The 16,700-nt window shown below is 72.2% G+C and carries 5 protein-coding genes; all 5 read left to right on the forward strand.

Translation table 11 applies throughout. The features are described 5' to 3' along the window. Nucleotides 1–6: 6 nt before the first annotated feature. A complete protein-coding gene (locus tag ACFXOA_RS20890; RefSeq protein ID WP_385030388.1) occupies nt 7–864 on the forward strand; it encodes an ABC transporter ATP-binding protein in 858 nt (285 codons plus the stop codon). A gap of 105 nt (nt 865–969) precedes the next feature. Next, nucleotides 970–2,025, forward strand: coding sequence for an iron-siderophore ABC transporter substrate-binding protein (locus ACFXOA_RS20895; protein WP_385030391.1), 1,056 nt, complete (start codon nt 970–972; stop codon nt 2,023–2,025). 203 nt (nt 2,026–2,228) lie between these two features. After that, nucleotides 2,229–4,016, forward strand: a complete 1,788-nt coding sequence (locus ACFXOA_RS20900) for an ABC transporter ATP-binding protein (RefSeq protein ID WP_385030394.1) — start codon at nt 2,229–2,231, stop codon at nt 4,014–4,016. A 57-nt stretch (nt 4,017–4,073) separates the two neighbouring features. After that, the gene (locus ACFXOA_RS20905) at nt 4,074–15,002 is read left to right on the forward strand and encodes an amino acid adenylation domain-containing protein (RefSeq protein ID WP_385030397.1); all 10,929 of its coding nucleotides are present in this window, start codon (nt 4,074–4,076) and stop codon (nt 15,000–15,002) included. Continuing rightward, on the forward strand, nt 14,989–16,695 hold the full coding sequence (locus ACFXOA_RS20910; RefSeq protein ID WP_385030400.1) for an ABC transporter ATP-binding protein: 1,707 nt from the start codon (nt 14,989–14,991) through the stop codon (nt 16,693–16,695). The genes ACFXOA_RS20905 and ACFXOA_RS20910 overlap by 14 nt, the downstream gene beginning before the upstream one ends. Nucleotides 16,696–16,700 lie beyond the last annotated feature (5 nt).

Here is a 16,700-nt window from a genome sequence, read left to right on the forward strand (position 1 = left end):
GGAGTCGTGGTCGCTCAGTACACCGCCGGGACCGACACCGAGACCGGGACGCGAGCGCGTGACGTCCCACGTCTGGCGGCCAGGGACGTCACCGTCGGGTACGGGGAGCGAACCGTCCTCGACGGGCTGGACGTGACGATCCCTCAAGGTGTCGTGACGACGATCATCGGGCCGAACGGCTGCGGCAAGTCGACGCTCCTGCGCACCCTGTCGCGGCTGCTGAAGCCGACGCGGGGGTCCGTCGTCCTGGACGGGGACGACATCGCCAGGCTGAGGACCCGCGACGTCGCGAAGAAGCTCGGCCTGCTCCCGCAGTCACCGGTCGCCCCCGAGGGGCTGACGGTGGCCGATCTGGTCGCGAGGGGCCGGCATCCGCACCAGAGCTGGCTGCGGCAGTGGTCCTCGGACGATGTCGACGTGGTGGAGCGGTCGCTGGCCATGACCGGGATCGCCGACCTGGCCGACCGCCCGGTGGACCAGCTCTCGGGTGGTCAGCGTCAACGCGTCTGGATCTCCATGACACTCGCTCAGGGGACCGACCTGCTCCTGCTCGACGAGCCCACCACCTATCTGGACCTGGCGCACGCCATCGACGTCCTCGACCTCGTGGACGATCTCCACGAGTCGGGCCGCACGGTCGTCATGGTGCTGCACGATCTCAATCTGGCGACGCGTTACAGCGACAACCTGATCGTGATGAAGGCGGGATCCGTCCTGGCGCAGGGGCATCCCCGGGACGTCGTGACCGCCGAACTCCTCGAAGAGGCCTTCGGGTTGCGCGCCGCGGTGATCGACGACCCGGTGGCGGAGCGGCCGCTCGTCGTGCCGATCGGCAGGACGCACGTCCGCGCTGCGGGCAAGTGAGTCCACGGGCCCAAACTTAGGCTAGGCTCACCTCGCTAACCCACGCTAAGGTTTGCCTGCCCTTACATGGGGGGGCGTCAGAAGCACGAAAGCAAGGGAATCCGGATGCTCTTCGATCGAACGACACCTTCGAAGCCCTGGCGGCGGGTGGCGGCTGCCGTGTCCGCCGCAGCCCTCGGCGTCGGCCTTCTGGCCGGGTGCGGCTCCGACACCCCGGACGAGGAGAAGGACGCCGGTGCCGGCGCCCCCGCGTCGTCGGGTGCCTTCCCGGTCACCGTGGAGCACGCGTTCGGATCGACCACCGTCAAGTCCGCCCCCGAGCGGGTCGTGACCGTCGGATACACCGACGACCAGACGGTCCTCGCCTTCGGAATCAAGCCGGTCGGGATGGTCGACCAGTACCCCAACCCGGCGGGCAAGTCCCCCGACATCAACACCCAGTGGCCCTGGGTGAAGGACCGGTGGGGCGACGCCGAGCCCGAGGTCATCATGAACAACGGTGACGCCGGACCGAGTTACGAGAAGATCGCCGCGCTGCGTCCGGACCTGATCATCGCGGTGTACTCGGAGGTCGACCAGGCCGCGTACGACAAGCTCTCCCGGATCGCGCCGACGGTCGGCCGCACCAAGGCCGAGAAGGAGCCGTTCAGCGCTCCGTGGCAGGACAACGCCCTGCAGATCGCCAAGGCCCTCGGCAAGGCCGACCAGGGCGAGGCGATGATCAAGGGCATCGACGACAAGCTCGCCGAGGTGAAGAAGGCGCACCCGGAGTTCGCCGGTCAGACCGCCGTCGCGGCCTCCTGGTACAAGGACGCGGTCAACCCCTTCACCACCACCGACGTGCGTGGCCAGCTCCTGACGGGCATGGGCTTCAAGGGGCGGACCGAGATCGACGAGATCGCGGACGGCGGCTTCTCCACCGCCCTCTCGCCGGAGCGCATGGACCTCATCGACGTCGACCGGGTGTTCGTCATCAACGACAAGGCGGACATGGACGCGCTGAAGAAGTACGAGCTCTTCACCAACCTGAACGTCGTCAAGAACGACAAGGTCTCCTACCTCCTCGACAGTGAGGGCCCGGCAGCCGGAGCGGCCATCTCGCAGGCCACCCTCCTCTCGATGCCGTACGCCATCGACGAGCTCGTCAAGTCGATCGGCTAGGGTCCTCCGTCCGGATCGGGCCGGATCGGGGAGCGGGGCCCGGCGCCGTGCATCGCAAGGCGGGGGACGGAGCCGGACGGGGTCTCCCCTGCTCGAACGGAGTCGAGAGCTGGGGGAGGGCGCGTCGGGGACCGGCGAGAACGCCGCGAGGTGCGGCACCAGGGCGCGCGAGCCCGGCATGATCCGAACGAAAGGCCCTAGGTGTGAGCACCACGGAATCGCCCGTCGCCCCGGCGGCCCTGTACACGGCGACCGGACGTCAGGCGGTCCGGTGGGTCACCGCCCGATGTCGTGAGATGCCCTGGCTGACCACGGCCACCGTCTTCAGCACGGTGGCCGGGGCGGCGCTCCAGATGCTCCCCGTCCTCCTCGTCGGGCGGGTGGTCGACGGGGTGACGGGGGACGGTCCGCTCTCCGACCTGGTGGCCGTCGGGGCCGTGATGGTGGCCGCCGCACTGCTCGGTGCGGCGGCCACCGCCGTGTCCACGTACCTGATCGGGCGGCTCGGCGCCGACCTGCTAGCGCAGTTGCGTGAACGCGCCGTCCGCGCCGTGCTGGGCATGCCGAGCACCCGTGTGGAACAGGTGGGTCGCGGAGACGTGCTCTCCCGGGTCGGCGACGACGTCGCCGTCCTGTCCAAGGGCATCCGCTCCGCCATCCCGACCGTGTTCTCCGCGGGGGTGCTGGTGGCCATCGCCACCATCGGCATGTTCGGGCTGGACTGGCGGCTCGGCCTGGCGGGAGCCTGCGCGCTGCCGGCGTACGGACTCGCTCTGCGCTGGTACCTCCCGCGGTCAGCCCCGCTCTACCAGAGGCGGGCGGTGGCCCAGGCGGAGCGTGCGCAGGCGCTGATCAGCGGCCTGGACGGCATCGACACCGTGCGGGCGTACCGCCTCGAGGCGGCCTTTCGCGAGAGGGTCGCCTCCGACTCGCTGCGGGTACGGGACATCGGCATCGACGTGTTCCGTCTGTTCGGCCGTTTCGTTGGCCGGGAGAACCGGGCGGAGTTCATCGGCCTGGTCCTGATCCTCGTGGTGGGATACGCCCTGCTGGAGACGGGTTCGGCCTCCCTCGGTGACGTGTCGGCGGCTCCGCTGGTGTTCCACCGGCTGTTCACGCCGCTGGGGGCCATCATGTTCACCTTCGACGAGGCCCAGAAGTCGGGCGCGAGCCTCACCCGGCTGGTCGGCGTGCTCGCGGAGTCCTCGGGGGAGCGGCTGGTGGGAGACACCGCTGCCGCGCGGAACGACATGACGCCGCGTCACGTGCAGGTGAGCGGAGTCACGTTCGCCTATCCGGGCGCCGAGGAGCCGGTGCTCCGGGACGTCAGTCTGACGATCCCGGCAGGCGGCTCGCTGGCCCTGGTGGGTGCGACGGGCGCGGGCAAGTCGACCCTGGCGGCCCTGGTCGCCGGCATCGGCACCCCGCAGGCCGGATCGGTGCGGATCGGTTCGGAGGACCTCGCCGGGCTCGACGAGGCGGACGCGAGGGCCCTGGTCAGCATCCTGACGCAGGAGACCCATGTCTTCTCCGGCCCGCTCGCCGACGACCTCAGGCTGGCGGCGCCGGAGGCCACCGACGCGCAACTGATGGACGCCCTGCGGACCGTGGGCGCCGACGCGTGGGTGGAGGCCCTGCCCGGCGGGCTGTACACGGCGGTCGGCGAGGGAGGCGAGCGTCTGGAGGGGACCAGGGTGGCCTCCCTCGCCCTGGCGAGGCTGGTGCTGGGCCGCGCGTCCGTGGTGGTGCTCGACGAATCGACCGCGGAGGCGGGCAGCGAGGGCGCGGCCGAGCTCGAACGCGCCGTGCTGGCCGCCTGTTCCGGCCGGACCACCCTGTTCGTGGCTCACCGGCTGACCCAGGCGGTGGCCGCCGACCGGGTGGCGGTACTCGAGGCGGGCCGGGTCGTGGAGCAGGGCACGCATGACGAACTCGTGGCACTCGGAGGCCGGTACGCGAAGCTCTGGCGCGCCTGGAGAGAGGGTAGTTAGGCGGTCCTAACTTAGGTTAGGCTGACCTTCGTGACCTGGAAGGGTGTTGAGTCTTCAATGATGGAACCGAGCGCTCGTCTCGTGCTGATCCCTCCCACGCGCCTGGCCGACATGCGCCGGCGTACCGGCGACCGGTCCGGCCGGTGCGTCGCCGAGGCCTGCGCCGTAGGGCTGGCGTACTGGGCGACGGGCCTCGGCCCGGACGGCATGGACCTCACCCCCGGAACGCTGTTCGCGGACGTCCTCGCCTGGGTCGACAACGGCGGCTCGGCGCCCGAGGGCTGGGCGGTCGAGCTCGACCACGGCGGAGCGCGTCTCACCGCCCCGGAGGGCGTCCTGCCGGCCGGTGCGCAGCTCGCGCTCGACGACCTGGCGGACTTCCCCGACCGGCCCGTCGGGACCATCGGTCCGTCCGGGGTGGCGGAGCGGCTCACGTCCCTGGCCGAGTGGAACGACACCGAGGCCGACCGGGCCAGGCCGACCATCGTGGAGCTGTTCCTCGAACAGGTCCGCACCCGGCCCGGCGCGACCGCCGTGGTCGATGGGCGACGATCCCTGACGTACCGTCAGGTGGCGGACCTGTCGGCGCAGTTGGCGCATCGTCTGAGGGCTCGCGGACTCACCGCCGAGCAGATGGTCGGCATCTCGCTCTCCCGCTCCGCCGAGATGGTGATCGGCCTGCTCGGTGTGCTCCGGGCCGGCGGCGCCTTCGTGCCTCTCGACCCCCAATGGCCCGCGGCACGCCGCGCCGTCGTGATCGAGGACGCGGGGGTCGTCCTCCAGCTCGACGACTCCGGCGAGGGCGACCCCGCCGAACCCGAGGCCGTCGCCGTCGACATCGACGACTGGGCGTACGCCGGCCTCCCCACGGATGACTCCGCGGTCACCGTGCGGGGCGACTCACTCGCCTACGTGATCTTCACGTCCGGCTCCACCGGCCGCCCCAAGGGCGCCATGATCCGGCACGAGGCCATCAGCGAGCGCCTGCTCTGGCAGGTCGACGAGATCCTCGGTTTCGGGCACGACGACGCCTCCCTGTTCAAGGCGCCCCTCTCCTTCGACATATCCATCAACGAGATCTTCCTGCCCCTGGTGTGCGGCGGCCGGCTGATCGTCCTGCGCCCCGGCGGGGAGCGCGACCCGCACCACCTGCTGACCGTGATCGCGCAGCAGCGGGTCACCTTCACCTACCTCGTCTCCTCCATGCTGGACGTCCTCCTGGAGATGTCCGGCGACTCCGGGCGCCTCGGCAGCCTGCGCCACGTGTGGTGCGGTGGCGAAGTGCTCACCCCGGAGCTCTACGAGCGGTTCCGCGCCAAGCTCGACGGCGTCCCCCTGTACCACGGCTACGGCCCCGCGGAGACGACCATCGGCGTCTCCCACGTCATCTACCGGGGCGCCGCCGAGCGCCTTTCGACGTCCATCGGCAAGGCCAACCCCAACACCCAGCTGTACGTCCTGGACGACGAACTGCGCCCGGTGCCCGTCGGCGTCGGCGGCGAACTCTACGTCGGCGGCTTCCTCCTGGGACGGGGCTACGTCAACGCCCCCGGACTGACCGCCTCCCGATTCGTGGCGAACCCGTTCGCCACGGACGGTTCACGGCTGTACCGGACCGGCGACCTCGCACGGTTCGCCCCGGACGGCTCGCTGGACTTCCTCGGCCGCTCCGACAACCAGGTCAAGGTGCGCGGCATGCGCCTCGAACTCGAGGACGTCGAGGCAGGCCTCGCCGAACACCCCGGCGTGCGGCACACCTGTGTCGTCGCGAGGAGGAACAGCGCCGGCGGTACCTACCTGGTGGGTTACGTGATCCCCGCCGCCGGCCGCCCGGACCTGACGGCGGACGAGGTCCTCACCTGGGCCGCGGGACACATGGTGGAGTACATGGTCCCCGCCCACGCGGTCGTGATGCAGGAGTTCCCGCTCACCCCGAACGGCAAGCTGGACCGGCGCGCCCTGCCCGAGCCCGAGATCGCCGCCGGCGCGGTCGTACGGCCCTCCACCGACGCCGAACGCATCGTGTGCGCCGCGGCCGCCTCGGTGCTGCGGCTGGACGAGGTCGGTGTCGACCAGGACTTCTTCAAGCTCGGCGGCGACAGCATTCTCGCGATCTCCCTGCTGAGCGCACTGCGCGAGGCGGGCCTGTACGTCACAGCCGGACAGATCTTCGCCCACAGCGTCCTGGGCGCGCTGGCCTCGGTGGCCGGCCGCGAGGACACGTCCGGCACCGACCACGACGACGTGGCGACCGGTCCCGTCACCGGGTCACCCATCGTCCGGTGGCTCGGCCGGAGCACGGACGCCGTCGACGGATTCGTCCAGTCCGTCGTCCTGAACACCCCCGCCGGCCTCACCGCCGCGGCCCTGGACGACGCACTGACCGCCCTCGTGGACCGGCACGACATGCTGCGAGCCCGGCTCGTCCGCGGTGAGAGGTGGGGTTTCGAGGTCCCCCCGGCAGACGGCACCCCGGCCGGCTGGGAGGAGAGCGACAGGCCGCTGAACGAGTGTGTCGCCCTCGCCACCGAGGGGCTCGATCCCGACAACGGCGTCATGCTGCGGGCCGTCTGGCGCCCCACCGACCGCCAGCTGGTCCTCGTCGTGCATCACGTCGTCGTCGACGGAGTGTCCTGGCGCGTCCTGATGGACGACCTCGCGACGGCCTGGCGCCGGCGCCGCGCCGGTGAGGCGATCGAACTCCCACCGGTGGGCACCTCGTTCCGCCGCTGGACGCAGCACCTCGAGAACGCCGGCTTCGAAGCGGACCGCGCCCACTACGCACGTCCCCTGCCCGGGCCGGACGCCCCACTGGGCAGACGGCCCCTGTCCGAGGACGACACCGTCGAGCGGGAGCGGCACGTCACCGTCTCCACCGACGCCCGTGTCACGGCCGCGCTGCTGGGAGAGATCCCGGCGAAGTTCCACGCGGGTGTCAACGACGTCCTGCTGACCGCGCTCGCCGTCGCCCTCGCCCGCCTGCGCCGCGACCGGGGCGGGGACCAGACCTTCGCCCACATCGAACTGGAGGGCCACGGCCGGGAGGGACGCCACGTCGCGGCCGTCACGGGTACCGAGCCGGATCTCTCGCGTACGGTCGGCTGGTTCACCACCCTGTTCCCGGTGACCGTGGACCCCGGGACGGCGCCCGACCTCACCGCCCCCGCCTACCTGGCCTCGGCCCTCAAGGCCGTCAAGGACGACCTGGCCCGCGTACCGGGCAACGGCCTCTCGTACGGCGTGCTGCGCCACCTCTCCGACGCCGGCTTCCCCGCCCCCGCACCCCAGGTCCTCTTCAACTACCTGGGCCGCTTCGACGCGGGCTCCTCCGGCGACTGGCAACTGACCGGCACCACCGGGCAACTGGGGGAGAGGCGGGACCCCAGGATGCGCCTGACGCGCTCGCTGGAGTTCAACGCGATCGCCGAACCGGCCCCGAACGGTGAGTTCGAACTGGTCACCACCATCTCGTGGCCCGAAGGACTGTTCACCGACGCCGACATCGACGTGATCGGCGGCTACTTCCAGGACGCCCTGACCGGCCTCGCCGCGCTCGAGGAAGGCGGCCACTCACCGGGCGACTTCCCGCTCGTCAGCCTGACGCAGGCAGACGTGGACGCCCTGGACGGCCCCACCCTGCGCGCCGTCCTGCCGCTCACCCCCCTCCAGGAGGGCCTCTACTTCCACTCCGTCTTCGACGACGACTCCGCGGGCAGCTACGTCGAACAACAGCTGCTCACCCTGGAGGGCGGGGTCGACACCGGCCGTCTCGCCGCCGCCGCCACCCGCCTGCTCACCCTCTACCCGAACCTGGCCGCCCGGTTCACCGCCCTCGCCGACGGCCGAGTGGTCTCCGTCCTGGACGACGGCACCGAGGCACCCTTCACCGTCGTGGACATGCCCGGCATCACGGAGGACGAGCTCGCCGCCCACGCCGAACGGGACCGTCGCGCCGGCTTCGACCTGGCCACGGGACCTCTGATGCGCTACACGCTGGTGCGCGACTCGGCGGCCGGCCGGAACGTCCTGGTGCAGACCGTCCACCACATCGTCGCGGACGGCTGGTCGGTGCCGCCGATGCTGCGCGCGCTGCTCGCCGAGTACCACACCCCTGGCACCGTGTACCCGAACGGCGGATACCAGGACTACGTCGGCTGGCTCGCCGGCCGGGACGCCGAGGAGAGCGACCGGGTCTGGGCCCGCGAGCTGACCAGGCTGCCCGGAGCGTCACTGGTGGCCGAGGGGCACATCCCCTCCCGGAGCTTCGCCGACGTCTCCGTCGAGCCCGACCACGACGTGGACGCCGCCGTCCGGTCGGCCGGATCGACGCTCAGCGTCGCCGTGCACAGCGCCTGGGCGCTGACCCTCGGCGGCATCCTCGGCTCCGACGACGTGGTCTTCGGCTCCACCGTGTCGGGCCGCGACGCCGACGTGCCGGGCATCGCGGACATGGTCGGCCTGTTCATCAACACCGTCCCGCTGCGAGCCCGGTGGGACGCCGCGACCACCTCGGGCGACCTGCTGGCCTCGGTGCGCGAGCACCAGCGCACCGTCCTGCCCCACCAGCACGTCTCCCTGGCACGGATCGGCCGGCAGGCCGGAGCGGGCCCGCTCTTCGACACCCTCGTGGTGTTCGACGTGGCGACCGACGTCGCCGCACTGCGCCGTCCCGGCGACACCCTCTCCGTCACGGGCATCGTCAACGAGGGCGCCCCGCACTACCCGCTGACCCTCGTCGTCGAGCGCGCCCTGGACGGGCGCCCGCGGTTCAACCTGATCCACGACACCGAACTGCTCCGGGAGAACGGCGCCCGCGAGATCCTGCGCGTCTTCACCCGCACCCTGGCCGGCCTGCTCGGCGGGCCCGACCGGCCCGTCGCCGAGCTCACGGCCGGCGGGAACCTCGCGAGGATCGCCCCGACGTCCCTGGGCGCCCTCTTCGACGCGGCCGCCGCGAGGAACCCCGCGGCGGTGGCCGTCACCCGGTGCGGCCTCGACGGCACCACCCGTTCCCTGACCTACGCCGAACTCGCCCGGGCCAAGGGCGAGCTGGCCGCCGCCCTGAGGGCGACCGGGGTAGGGCCGGGGCAACGGGTCGCCGTGGCGGTCCCGCGCTCCGTCGAACAGGTCGTCGCGCTGATCGCGGTCGTCTCGGCGGGCGGCGCGTACGTACCGCTGGACACGGCGTACCCGGACGACAGGCTGGAGTACGTCCTCGCGGACTCCGCACCGCAGACCGTCCTCGTCACGGGGGACCAACGGGAGCGTTTCGAGGCACTGCTGGGCCGCGCGGGCGTGTCCGCCCGCCTCCTGGTGCTGGGCGACGAACCGCCCGCCGAGGCCGAGCGGGCCCCCGTCGTGGAGGCCGGCTGGCACGATCCCGCGTACGTCATCTACACCTCGGGGTCGACCGGCCGCCCCAAGGGCGTCGTCGTCCCCCACTCGAGCGTGGTGACCCTCCTCGCCCGCACCCAGCCGGACATGGACTTCGGGCCCGGTGACGTATGGGTCCAGTTCCACTCCTACTCCTTCGACTTCGCGGTCTGGGAGCTGTGGGGCGCCCTGGTCCACGGCGGCGAACTGCTGGTCCCCGACTACGCGCTGACCCGATCCCCCGTCGACTTCCACCGGCTGGTGCGCGAGCGGGGCGTGACGGTGCTCAACCAGACACCCTCGGCCTTCCACCAGTTCATCGAGGCCGACCGGCTCGTCGGTGAGCCCCTCCCCGCCCTGCGCCGGATCGTCTTCGGCGGCGAGGCCCTGGACCTCGGCCGGCTGCGCGGCTGGGTCGAGCGTCACGGGACGGCCTCACCCGAGCTGGTCAACATGTACGGCATCACCGAGACCACCGTCCACGTCACCCACCGGGTGCTGGACGAATCCGACTTCCGCGAGGCCGGCCGCGACGGCGCCAGCCCCATCGGCGGCCCGATCCCGGGGCTCGTGACCTACCTGCTCGACGACCGGCTCCGCCCGGTACCGCCGGGCCGGGTGGGCGCCATCTACGTCGCGGGCGACCAGGTGTCGCTCGGCTACCTGGGACGCCCGGGTCTCACCGCCGGCCGGTTCGTCGCGAACCCCTTCACGCGCGACGGCAGCCGGATGTACCACACGGGTGACCTGGCCCGCCGCAGTCTCGGCGGCGAGCTGGAGTTCGCCGGCCGTGCGGACGACCAGGTCCAGCTCAAGGGCTTCCGCATCGAACTCGGCGAGGTCGAGTCGGCCGTGCGCGAACTCGACGGCGTGGTCGACGTCGCGGTCACCGTGGCGGACAGCGGCGACCACCTGGTGGCGCACGTGGTCGGCCGGGCACCGGGCGACCTCACCGCCGCCCTCTCGGCGCGGCTGCCGGCGCACATGGTGCCCGGCCGGGTCCTCCCCGTGGACGTCCTGCCGCTGACCGTCAACGGCAAGCTGGACCGCAAGGCGCTCGTGGAACGGGCCGCCCACGACGGGACGCCGGCCGCCGACGACGACCCGCGGGCCGCCGTCACCGACGGTGCGCTCGGTTCCCTGGTCGGTCTGTTCGCCGACATCCTCGCCCTGCCCGACGCCGACGCCGACACCGACTTCTTCCGCGCCGGCGGCGACAGCATCATCGCCATCACCGTGGTCAACCGGGCCAGGGCGCTCGGCCTGCCGGTCTCACCCCGCGACGTGTTCCTGCACAAGACGCCGCGAGCCCTCGCCGCACTCCTGAGCACCCGCATACCCCGCCCACGCCAGGACCAGGCGGCGCCCGCCCGCCCCGAGGACGGCCCGGTGGTGCCGACCCCGATCATCCTGCGCCGACGTGAACTGGGCGGATCCCTCGCCAGGTTCGCCCAGGCACGGGCACTGCAGGCGCCCGGGGGAGCCGGACTCGCCGACGTACGGCGCGCCGCGAACGCCGTCGTCGCCACACACCCGGCGCTCCGGCTCCGGCTGCGGATCGAGCACGGGGTGTGGAGCCTGCGCACCGGGCCGGCCCACGACGTCCCCGTCGTGCGCACCGTCACCGCGGACCCCGGCGCCGTCGCCGACGAAGCCGCCGCCACGCTCGACCCCGAGTCGGGGAACGTCATCGCGTTCACCTGGATCGAGACGACCGGCACCGTGGTGATCACCGTGCACCACCTCGCGGTGGACGCGGTGTCCTGGCTCATCCTGCTGGACGACATGGCGGCCGCCCTGCGCGGTGAGGCCCTCGCCCCGGCGACCACCCCCTACGCCGAATACGCCGAGGAGTCGTCCCTGCGGGCGGCCGAGGACACCGGCGCGCTCGGCCACTGGGCCGACACCCTGCAGGCGCCCCCGCTGCTGCCGGCGATCGGCCGCCTGCGCGAGACCCCGGTCGCGCTCGACCCCGCCGTCAGCGACCTGGTGACCCGTACGGCGCCGGCCGCCCTGGGGGTCGCGCTCACCGAGCTGCTGTGCGGAGCGCTGCGTACGGCGCTCACCCGGGTGCAGCCCTCGCCCGGCGACCTCGCGATCGATCTGGAGCGGCACGGCCGGGTCCCGGTGCGGGAGCACCACGACTACACCCGCACCGTGGGCTGGTTCACCGCCGTCGCACCCGTCCGTCTCACCGCGCACACCGATCCGGTCGAGGCCGCCCGGGAACTCGCCGCGCGCCAGCCCGACGAGGCCGGGCACGTCGCCTACGGCCGCCTGCGCCACCTCAACCCGCAGACGGCCCCGCTGCTGACCGCCCGCCCGCAGGTGCTCTTCAACTACCTGGGCAGGGGCGGTGAGTCCCAGGCGCTGCACATCACCGGCGGGGACCAGGGCAGCCCGTACGCGGTGGAGGTCAACGCCTGGACCGACGCGGACACCGGGATCCTCCACGCCGCCTTCACCCTCGCCGAGGAGATCCCCGACGAGATCACCACGCACTGGCTGCGCGCACTGGAGAGCGTGGCGGACGCCGCGGTGAACGCCGAACGCACGGCACCCGTCACGCCGCTCCAGCGCGGCCTGTACTTCCAGGCACAGCTGGCCGGCCCGGCGGGGAACTACGTGGCCCAGAACTGGTTCGTCCTCGACCGCCGCCTGGACACCCGTGCCCTCGCCGATGCCATGGCGTGCGTGATCGCACGGCACCCGGTCGTCGGCGCGGGCTTCGGCACCGACGACGACGGCGACCCGGTGCAGATCCTCAAGGCGGGCCGCCGCGTGGAGGTCCGCACCGTCGAGGTGTCCGGAGACGCGGAGACCGAGGAACTGCGCCGACGGGACCGCGACACCGGGTTCGACCCCGCCGAACCGCCGCTGGTCCGGCTGACCGTGGTCCGGCTGCCGGACGGACGCGACGGCCTGCTGTTCAGCTACCACCTGCTGCTGTGGGACGGATGGTCCCGGGCCCTCGTGCTCCGCGATCTGTTCGGTGCCTATCGGGCCCTGCTCGCCGGTGAGCGGCCGGACACGGCGCCGGAGCGCCCGGGCTTCGAGGACTACGCCCGCGCCCTGGCGGCGAAGGACGTGGCGGAGTCGGAGCGCTTCTGGGCCCGCCACCTGGAGGGGCTCCCGGGCCCGACCCTGCTCGCCGGACCGGCACCCGCCCTCTCGGCCGACCTCCCGCCCGCGCTGCTGCACACCCTCTCCGCCGGGCGGTCCGACGCGCTGCGCGAGGCGGCGAAGGCCCACGGAGTCACCCTGAACTCGGTCCTCACCGGCGCGTTCGGCCTCCTGCTCGGCGCCCGCACGGGGCGGAGCGACGCAGTGTTCGGTGTGACGGTCTCGGGGCGTGAGGGCGAGGGGCTGTCCGACGTCGTCGGCGTCCTGCTCAACACCGTGCCCATGTGGACCAGGGCCCGGCCCGGTGACACGGTCCGGGAGTACCTGACCGCCGTGCAGAACGCCAGGATCGAGGCGATGGACCACGAGCACCTGGGCCTCGGGGAGATCCAGCGGGCCGGAGGCCACGACACCCTCTTCGACAACCTGTTCGTGCTCCAGAACTTCATCGACAGGGACGCGTTCGCCGAGATGAACGCGCTGCACGGCATCACCGAGGTGAAGTCGGACGACTCCACCCACTACCCGTTCACCTGGGTCGTCACCCCGGGCGACGAGCTGACGGTCAAGCTGGAACACCGCCACGGCTCCGGCGCGGAGGCCCGCCGCCTCCTCGACGACTACGTACAGATCCTGGACGAGCTCGCCCGTGCCACAGGTCTCGTGGGATCCCTCAAGGGGCTCGGACCGGTGACCGGGCCGGGCGAACGCACGGACCTGGGCACCGACACCGTGGTCGACCGGTTCGACCTCGCCGCGGACCGCACCCCGCAGCGCGTCGCGCTCGTCTCGCACGGACGGAGCATGACCTTCGCGGAACTCCGCGACCGCAGCCGCGAACTGGCCGGCGTCCTCACCGGACGCGGCATCGGACCCGAGCGGACCGTCGGTCTCGCCATCCCGCGCTCCCCCGACTGGATCGTGGCCCTGTTCGCGGTACTGCGCACCGGAGCGGCCTACGTACCCCTGGAGCTGGACCACCCGGACGAGCGCATCGCCACCATCGTCGAGGACGCGCGGCCGGAGGTCATCCTCACCGTCGCCTCCGTCGCACCCCGGCTGACCGGTGAACTGATCGAACTCGACCGCCCGCTCCCGGCGGCCGAGCCGTTCACGACGTTCGCGCCGGGCGACCCCGACCGCCTCCGCCACCCCGCGTACACCATCTACACCTCCGGCTCGACGGGCAGGCCCAAGGGCGTCGTCACCGAGTACGCGGGCCTCACCAACATGCTGCTGAACCATCAGCGGCGGATCTTCGGACCGGTGCTGGCGGAGCACGGCAACCGGGTGTTCCGCGTCGCTCACACCGTGTCCTTCGCGTTCGACATGTCGTGGGAGGAGCTCCTGTGGCTCGCCGACGGCCACGAGGTGCACATCTGCGACGAGGAACTGCGCCGCGACGCGCCCGCCCTCGCCGCGTACTGCCACGAGCACCGCATCGACGTGGTGAACGTGACCCCCACCTACGCGCAGCAACTGGTGGCTCAGGGGCTGCTCGACGATCCTGAGCGGCGCCCCGCACTGGTGCTGCTCGGCGGGGAGGCGGTCACCCCCGCTCTGTGGCAGCGCCTCGCCGACACGGAGGGGACGGTCGGCTACAACCTCTACGGCCCCACCGAGTACACCATCAACACGCTCGGTGTCGGCACCTTCGAGTGCGAGGACCCGGTGGTGGGCGTGGCGATCGACAACACGGACGTGTTCGTCCTGGACCCCTGGCTGCGCCCGCTGCCGGACGGCGTCCCCGGCGAGCTCTACGTCTCGGGCGTCGGCATCGCCCGCGGCTACCTCGGGCAGCCGGGGCAGACGGCGCACCGGTTCGTCGCGTCGCCGTTCGGCGTGCCCGGCGAGCGGATGTACCGCACCGGGGACCTGGTGGCCCGCCGGCCCGACGGCAACCTGATGTACCTCGGACGCACCGACCAGCAGGTCAAGATCAGGGGCCACCGTGTCGAGCTGGGCGAGGTCGAGGCGGCGTTCGCGGCGCATCCGGCCGTCCGGTTCACCGCCGCGGTGGCCCAGCCCGACCCGCAGGTCGACGGCGCGTACCGGCTGGCCGCCTACCTCGTGCTGGACGGCGCGGACCTCGCGGAGGTCGCGGCGCAGGTGGGCGCCGCCCTGCCCGACTTCCTGCGCCCGACGCACTTCGCGCAGGTCGACGGCATCCCCCTCACGGTGAACGGGAAGGCTGACATCAAGGCCCTGCCGGAGCCCAAGCCGCTCGGCGCGCTGACGACTTCGGGTGAACGCGGCCCGGAGACCGAGACCGAGACCTTGGTCTGCGAGTATTTCGCCGAGGCCCTCGACCTGGACGACGACGAGGTGAGTGCGGTGAGCGACTTCGTCTCCCTCGGAGGGCACTCCATGCTGGCCGTGCGTCTGGTGGGGCTCCTGCGCCGCGAGTTCGGCCCAGTGATCACCATCCGCGATCTGTTCACCCTGCTGACCCCGGAAGCGATTGCCCGCCACGTCGATGACAACTCCTGACAGCCGGAGATCCCGCCGCGCGGGGTCCGACATCCTGCGTACCGCCATACGCCGCAACATCGGGGCCATGGCCTGGGGCACCGTCCTCATGGGCATGTACCAGGCGGGCGAGACGGCCTTCCCGATCGCGCTCGGCCTGATCGTCGAGCACACGATGCAGAACCGGAGCACCGGTTCGCTGGGTCTGTCGATCGCCGCCCTCGCCGTGATCATCACGACCGTGTCGCTGTCGTGGCGGTTCGGCATGCGCATCCTGCAGAAGGCCAACACGACCGAGGCGCACCGCTGGAGGGTGGAGGTCGCGGCCTGCGGCCTCCAGCCGGTGGCCCGGGACGTCGACCTCAAGTCCGGTGAGATCCTCACCATCGCCACCGAGGACGCCGATCAGACCGCAGACATCGTCGAGGTGGTGCCGATGCTGATCAGCTCCATGGTCGCGGTGCTGGTCGCGGCGATCGCCCTGGGCCTGGCCGATCTGCGGCTGGGGCTGCTGGTCATGGCCGGCACCGTGGCGATCCTCTCCGTCCTCGGCGTGCTGTCCAGGAGGATCGGCTCCAGCACGAAGGAGCAGCAGGCCAGGGTGGCGCGGGCGGGTGCCAAGGTGGCCGACCTGATCACCGGTCTGCGCCCGCTGCACGGTTTCGGCGGGAACCACGAGGCGTTCCTGTCGTACCGCAAGGTGAGCACGGAGGCGCGGCAGCAGTCCGTCGTCGTCGCCCGCGTCAACGGGGCCTACGCGGGAACGGCGCTGGGGCTGAACGCGGTGCTCGCCGCCTCGGTGTCCCTGACGGCCGGCTGGCTGGCCTTCACCGGGCAGATCGGCATCGGTGACCTCGTCATGGCCGTGGGTCTGGCGCAGTTCATCATGGAGCCGCTCCGGCTGTTCTCGGACATGCCGAAGTACGTGATGACGGCGCGTGCCTCGGCCGAGCGGATGGCGCTCGTGCTGTCCGCCCCTCCGGTGGCGGGGCCGGGGGCGGAGACCTCCCCGGCTCCGGGCGGGAGCCTGGAGATCGACTGTGTGCGGTACGGAGCCCTGCACGGAGTGAAGTTCGACGTGCCGCCCGGGGAGTTCACCGCGATCGCCGCGTACCAGCCCCGCGTGGCGGCGGACCTCGCCTCGATCCTCGCGGTGAACGTCGGACCCGACCGTTACGAGGGCGTGGTCCGGCTCTCCGGCCAGGAACTCCGCGAACTGCCCGTCGAGACGGTGCGCGAGCGCCTGCTGGTCAACCCGTACGACGGGGAGATCTTCGCCGGAACGCTCCGTTCGAACATCGACCCCGCCGGCACGAGCCGGACGGTGCCCGAGGCGGTCGAGGCGTCGATGCTGACCGACGTCGTGGCGCTGCACCGCCAGGGCCTGGACTACGAGGTCCGTGACCGCGGCGCGAACCTGTCCGGCGGGCAGCGCCAGCGTCTCTCGCTGGCCCGCGCGCTGGCCGCCGACACGGAGGTCCTCGTTCTGCACGACCCGACCACGGCGGTGGACGCGGTGACCGAGCAGATGGTCGCCCGGAACATCGCGGAACTGCGCCGGGGCCGGACCACGGTGGTCATCACGAGCAGCCCCGCGCTGCTCGACGCCGCCGACCGGGTCCTCGTGCTGGGCGAGGGGGCCGTGACGGCGGAGGGCACCCATCGCGAGCTGCTGGCGACCGACGAGGCGTACCGTCTCGCGGTGGCACGCTGATCGCC

Origin of the sequence: Streptomyces sp. NPDC059166 (assembly GCF_042755185.1) — a bacterium.
Taxonomy (GTDB): Bacteria; Actinomycetota; Actinomycetes; order Streptomycetales; family Streptomycetaceae; genus Streptomyces.

Coding starts and splice junctions, on each gene's coding strand:
- ACFXOA_RS20895 (WP_385030391.1), top strand. CDS start 970: ATGCTCTTCGATCGAACGACACCTTCGAAGCCCTGGCGGCGGGTGGCG.
- ACFXOA_RS20905 (WP_385030397.1), top strand. CDS start 4,074: ATGATGGAACCGAGCGCTCGTCTCGTGCTGATCCCTCCCACGCGCCTG.
- ACFXOA_RS20910 (WP_385030400.1), top strand. CDS start 14,989: ATGACAACTCCTGACAGCCGGAGATCCCGCCGCGCGGGGTCCGACATC.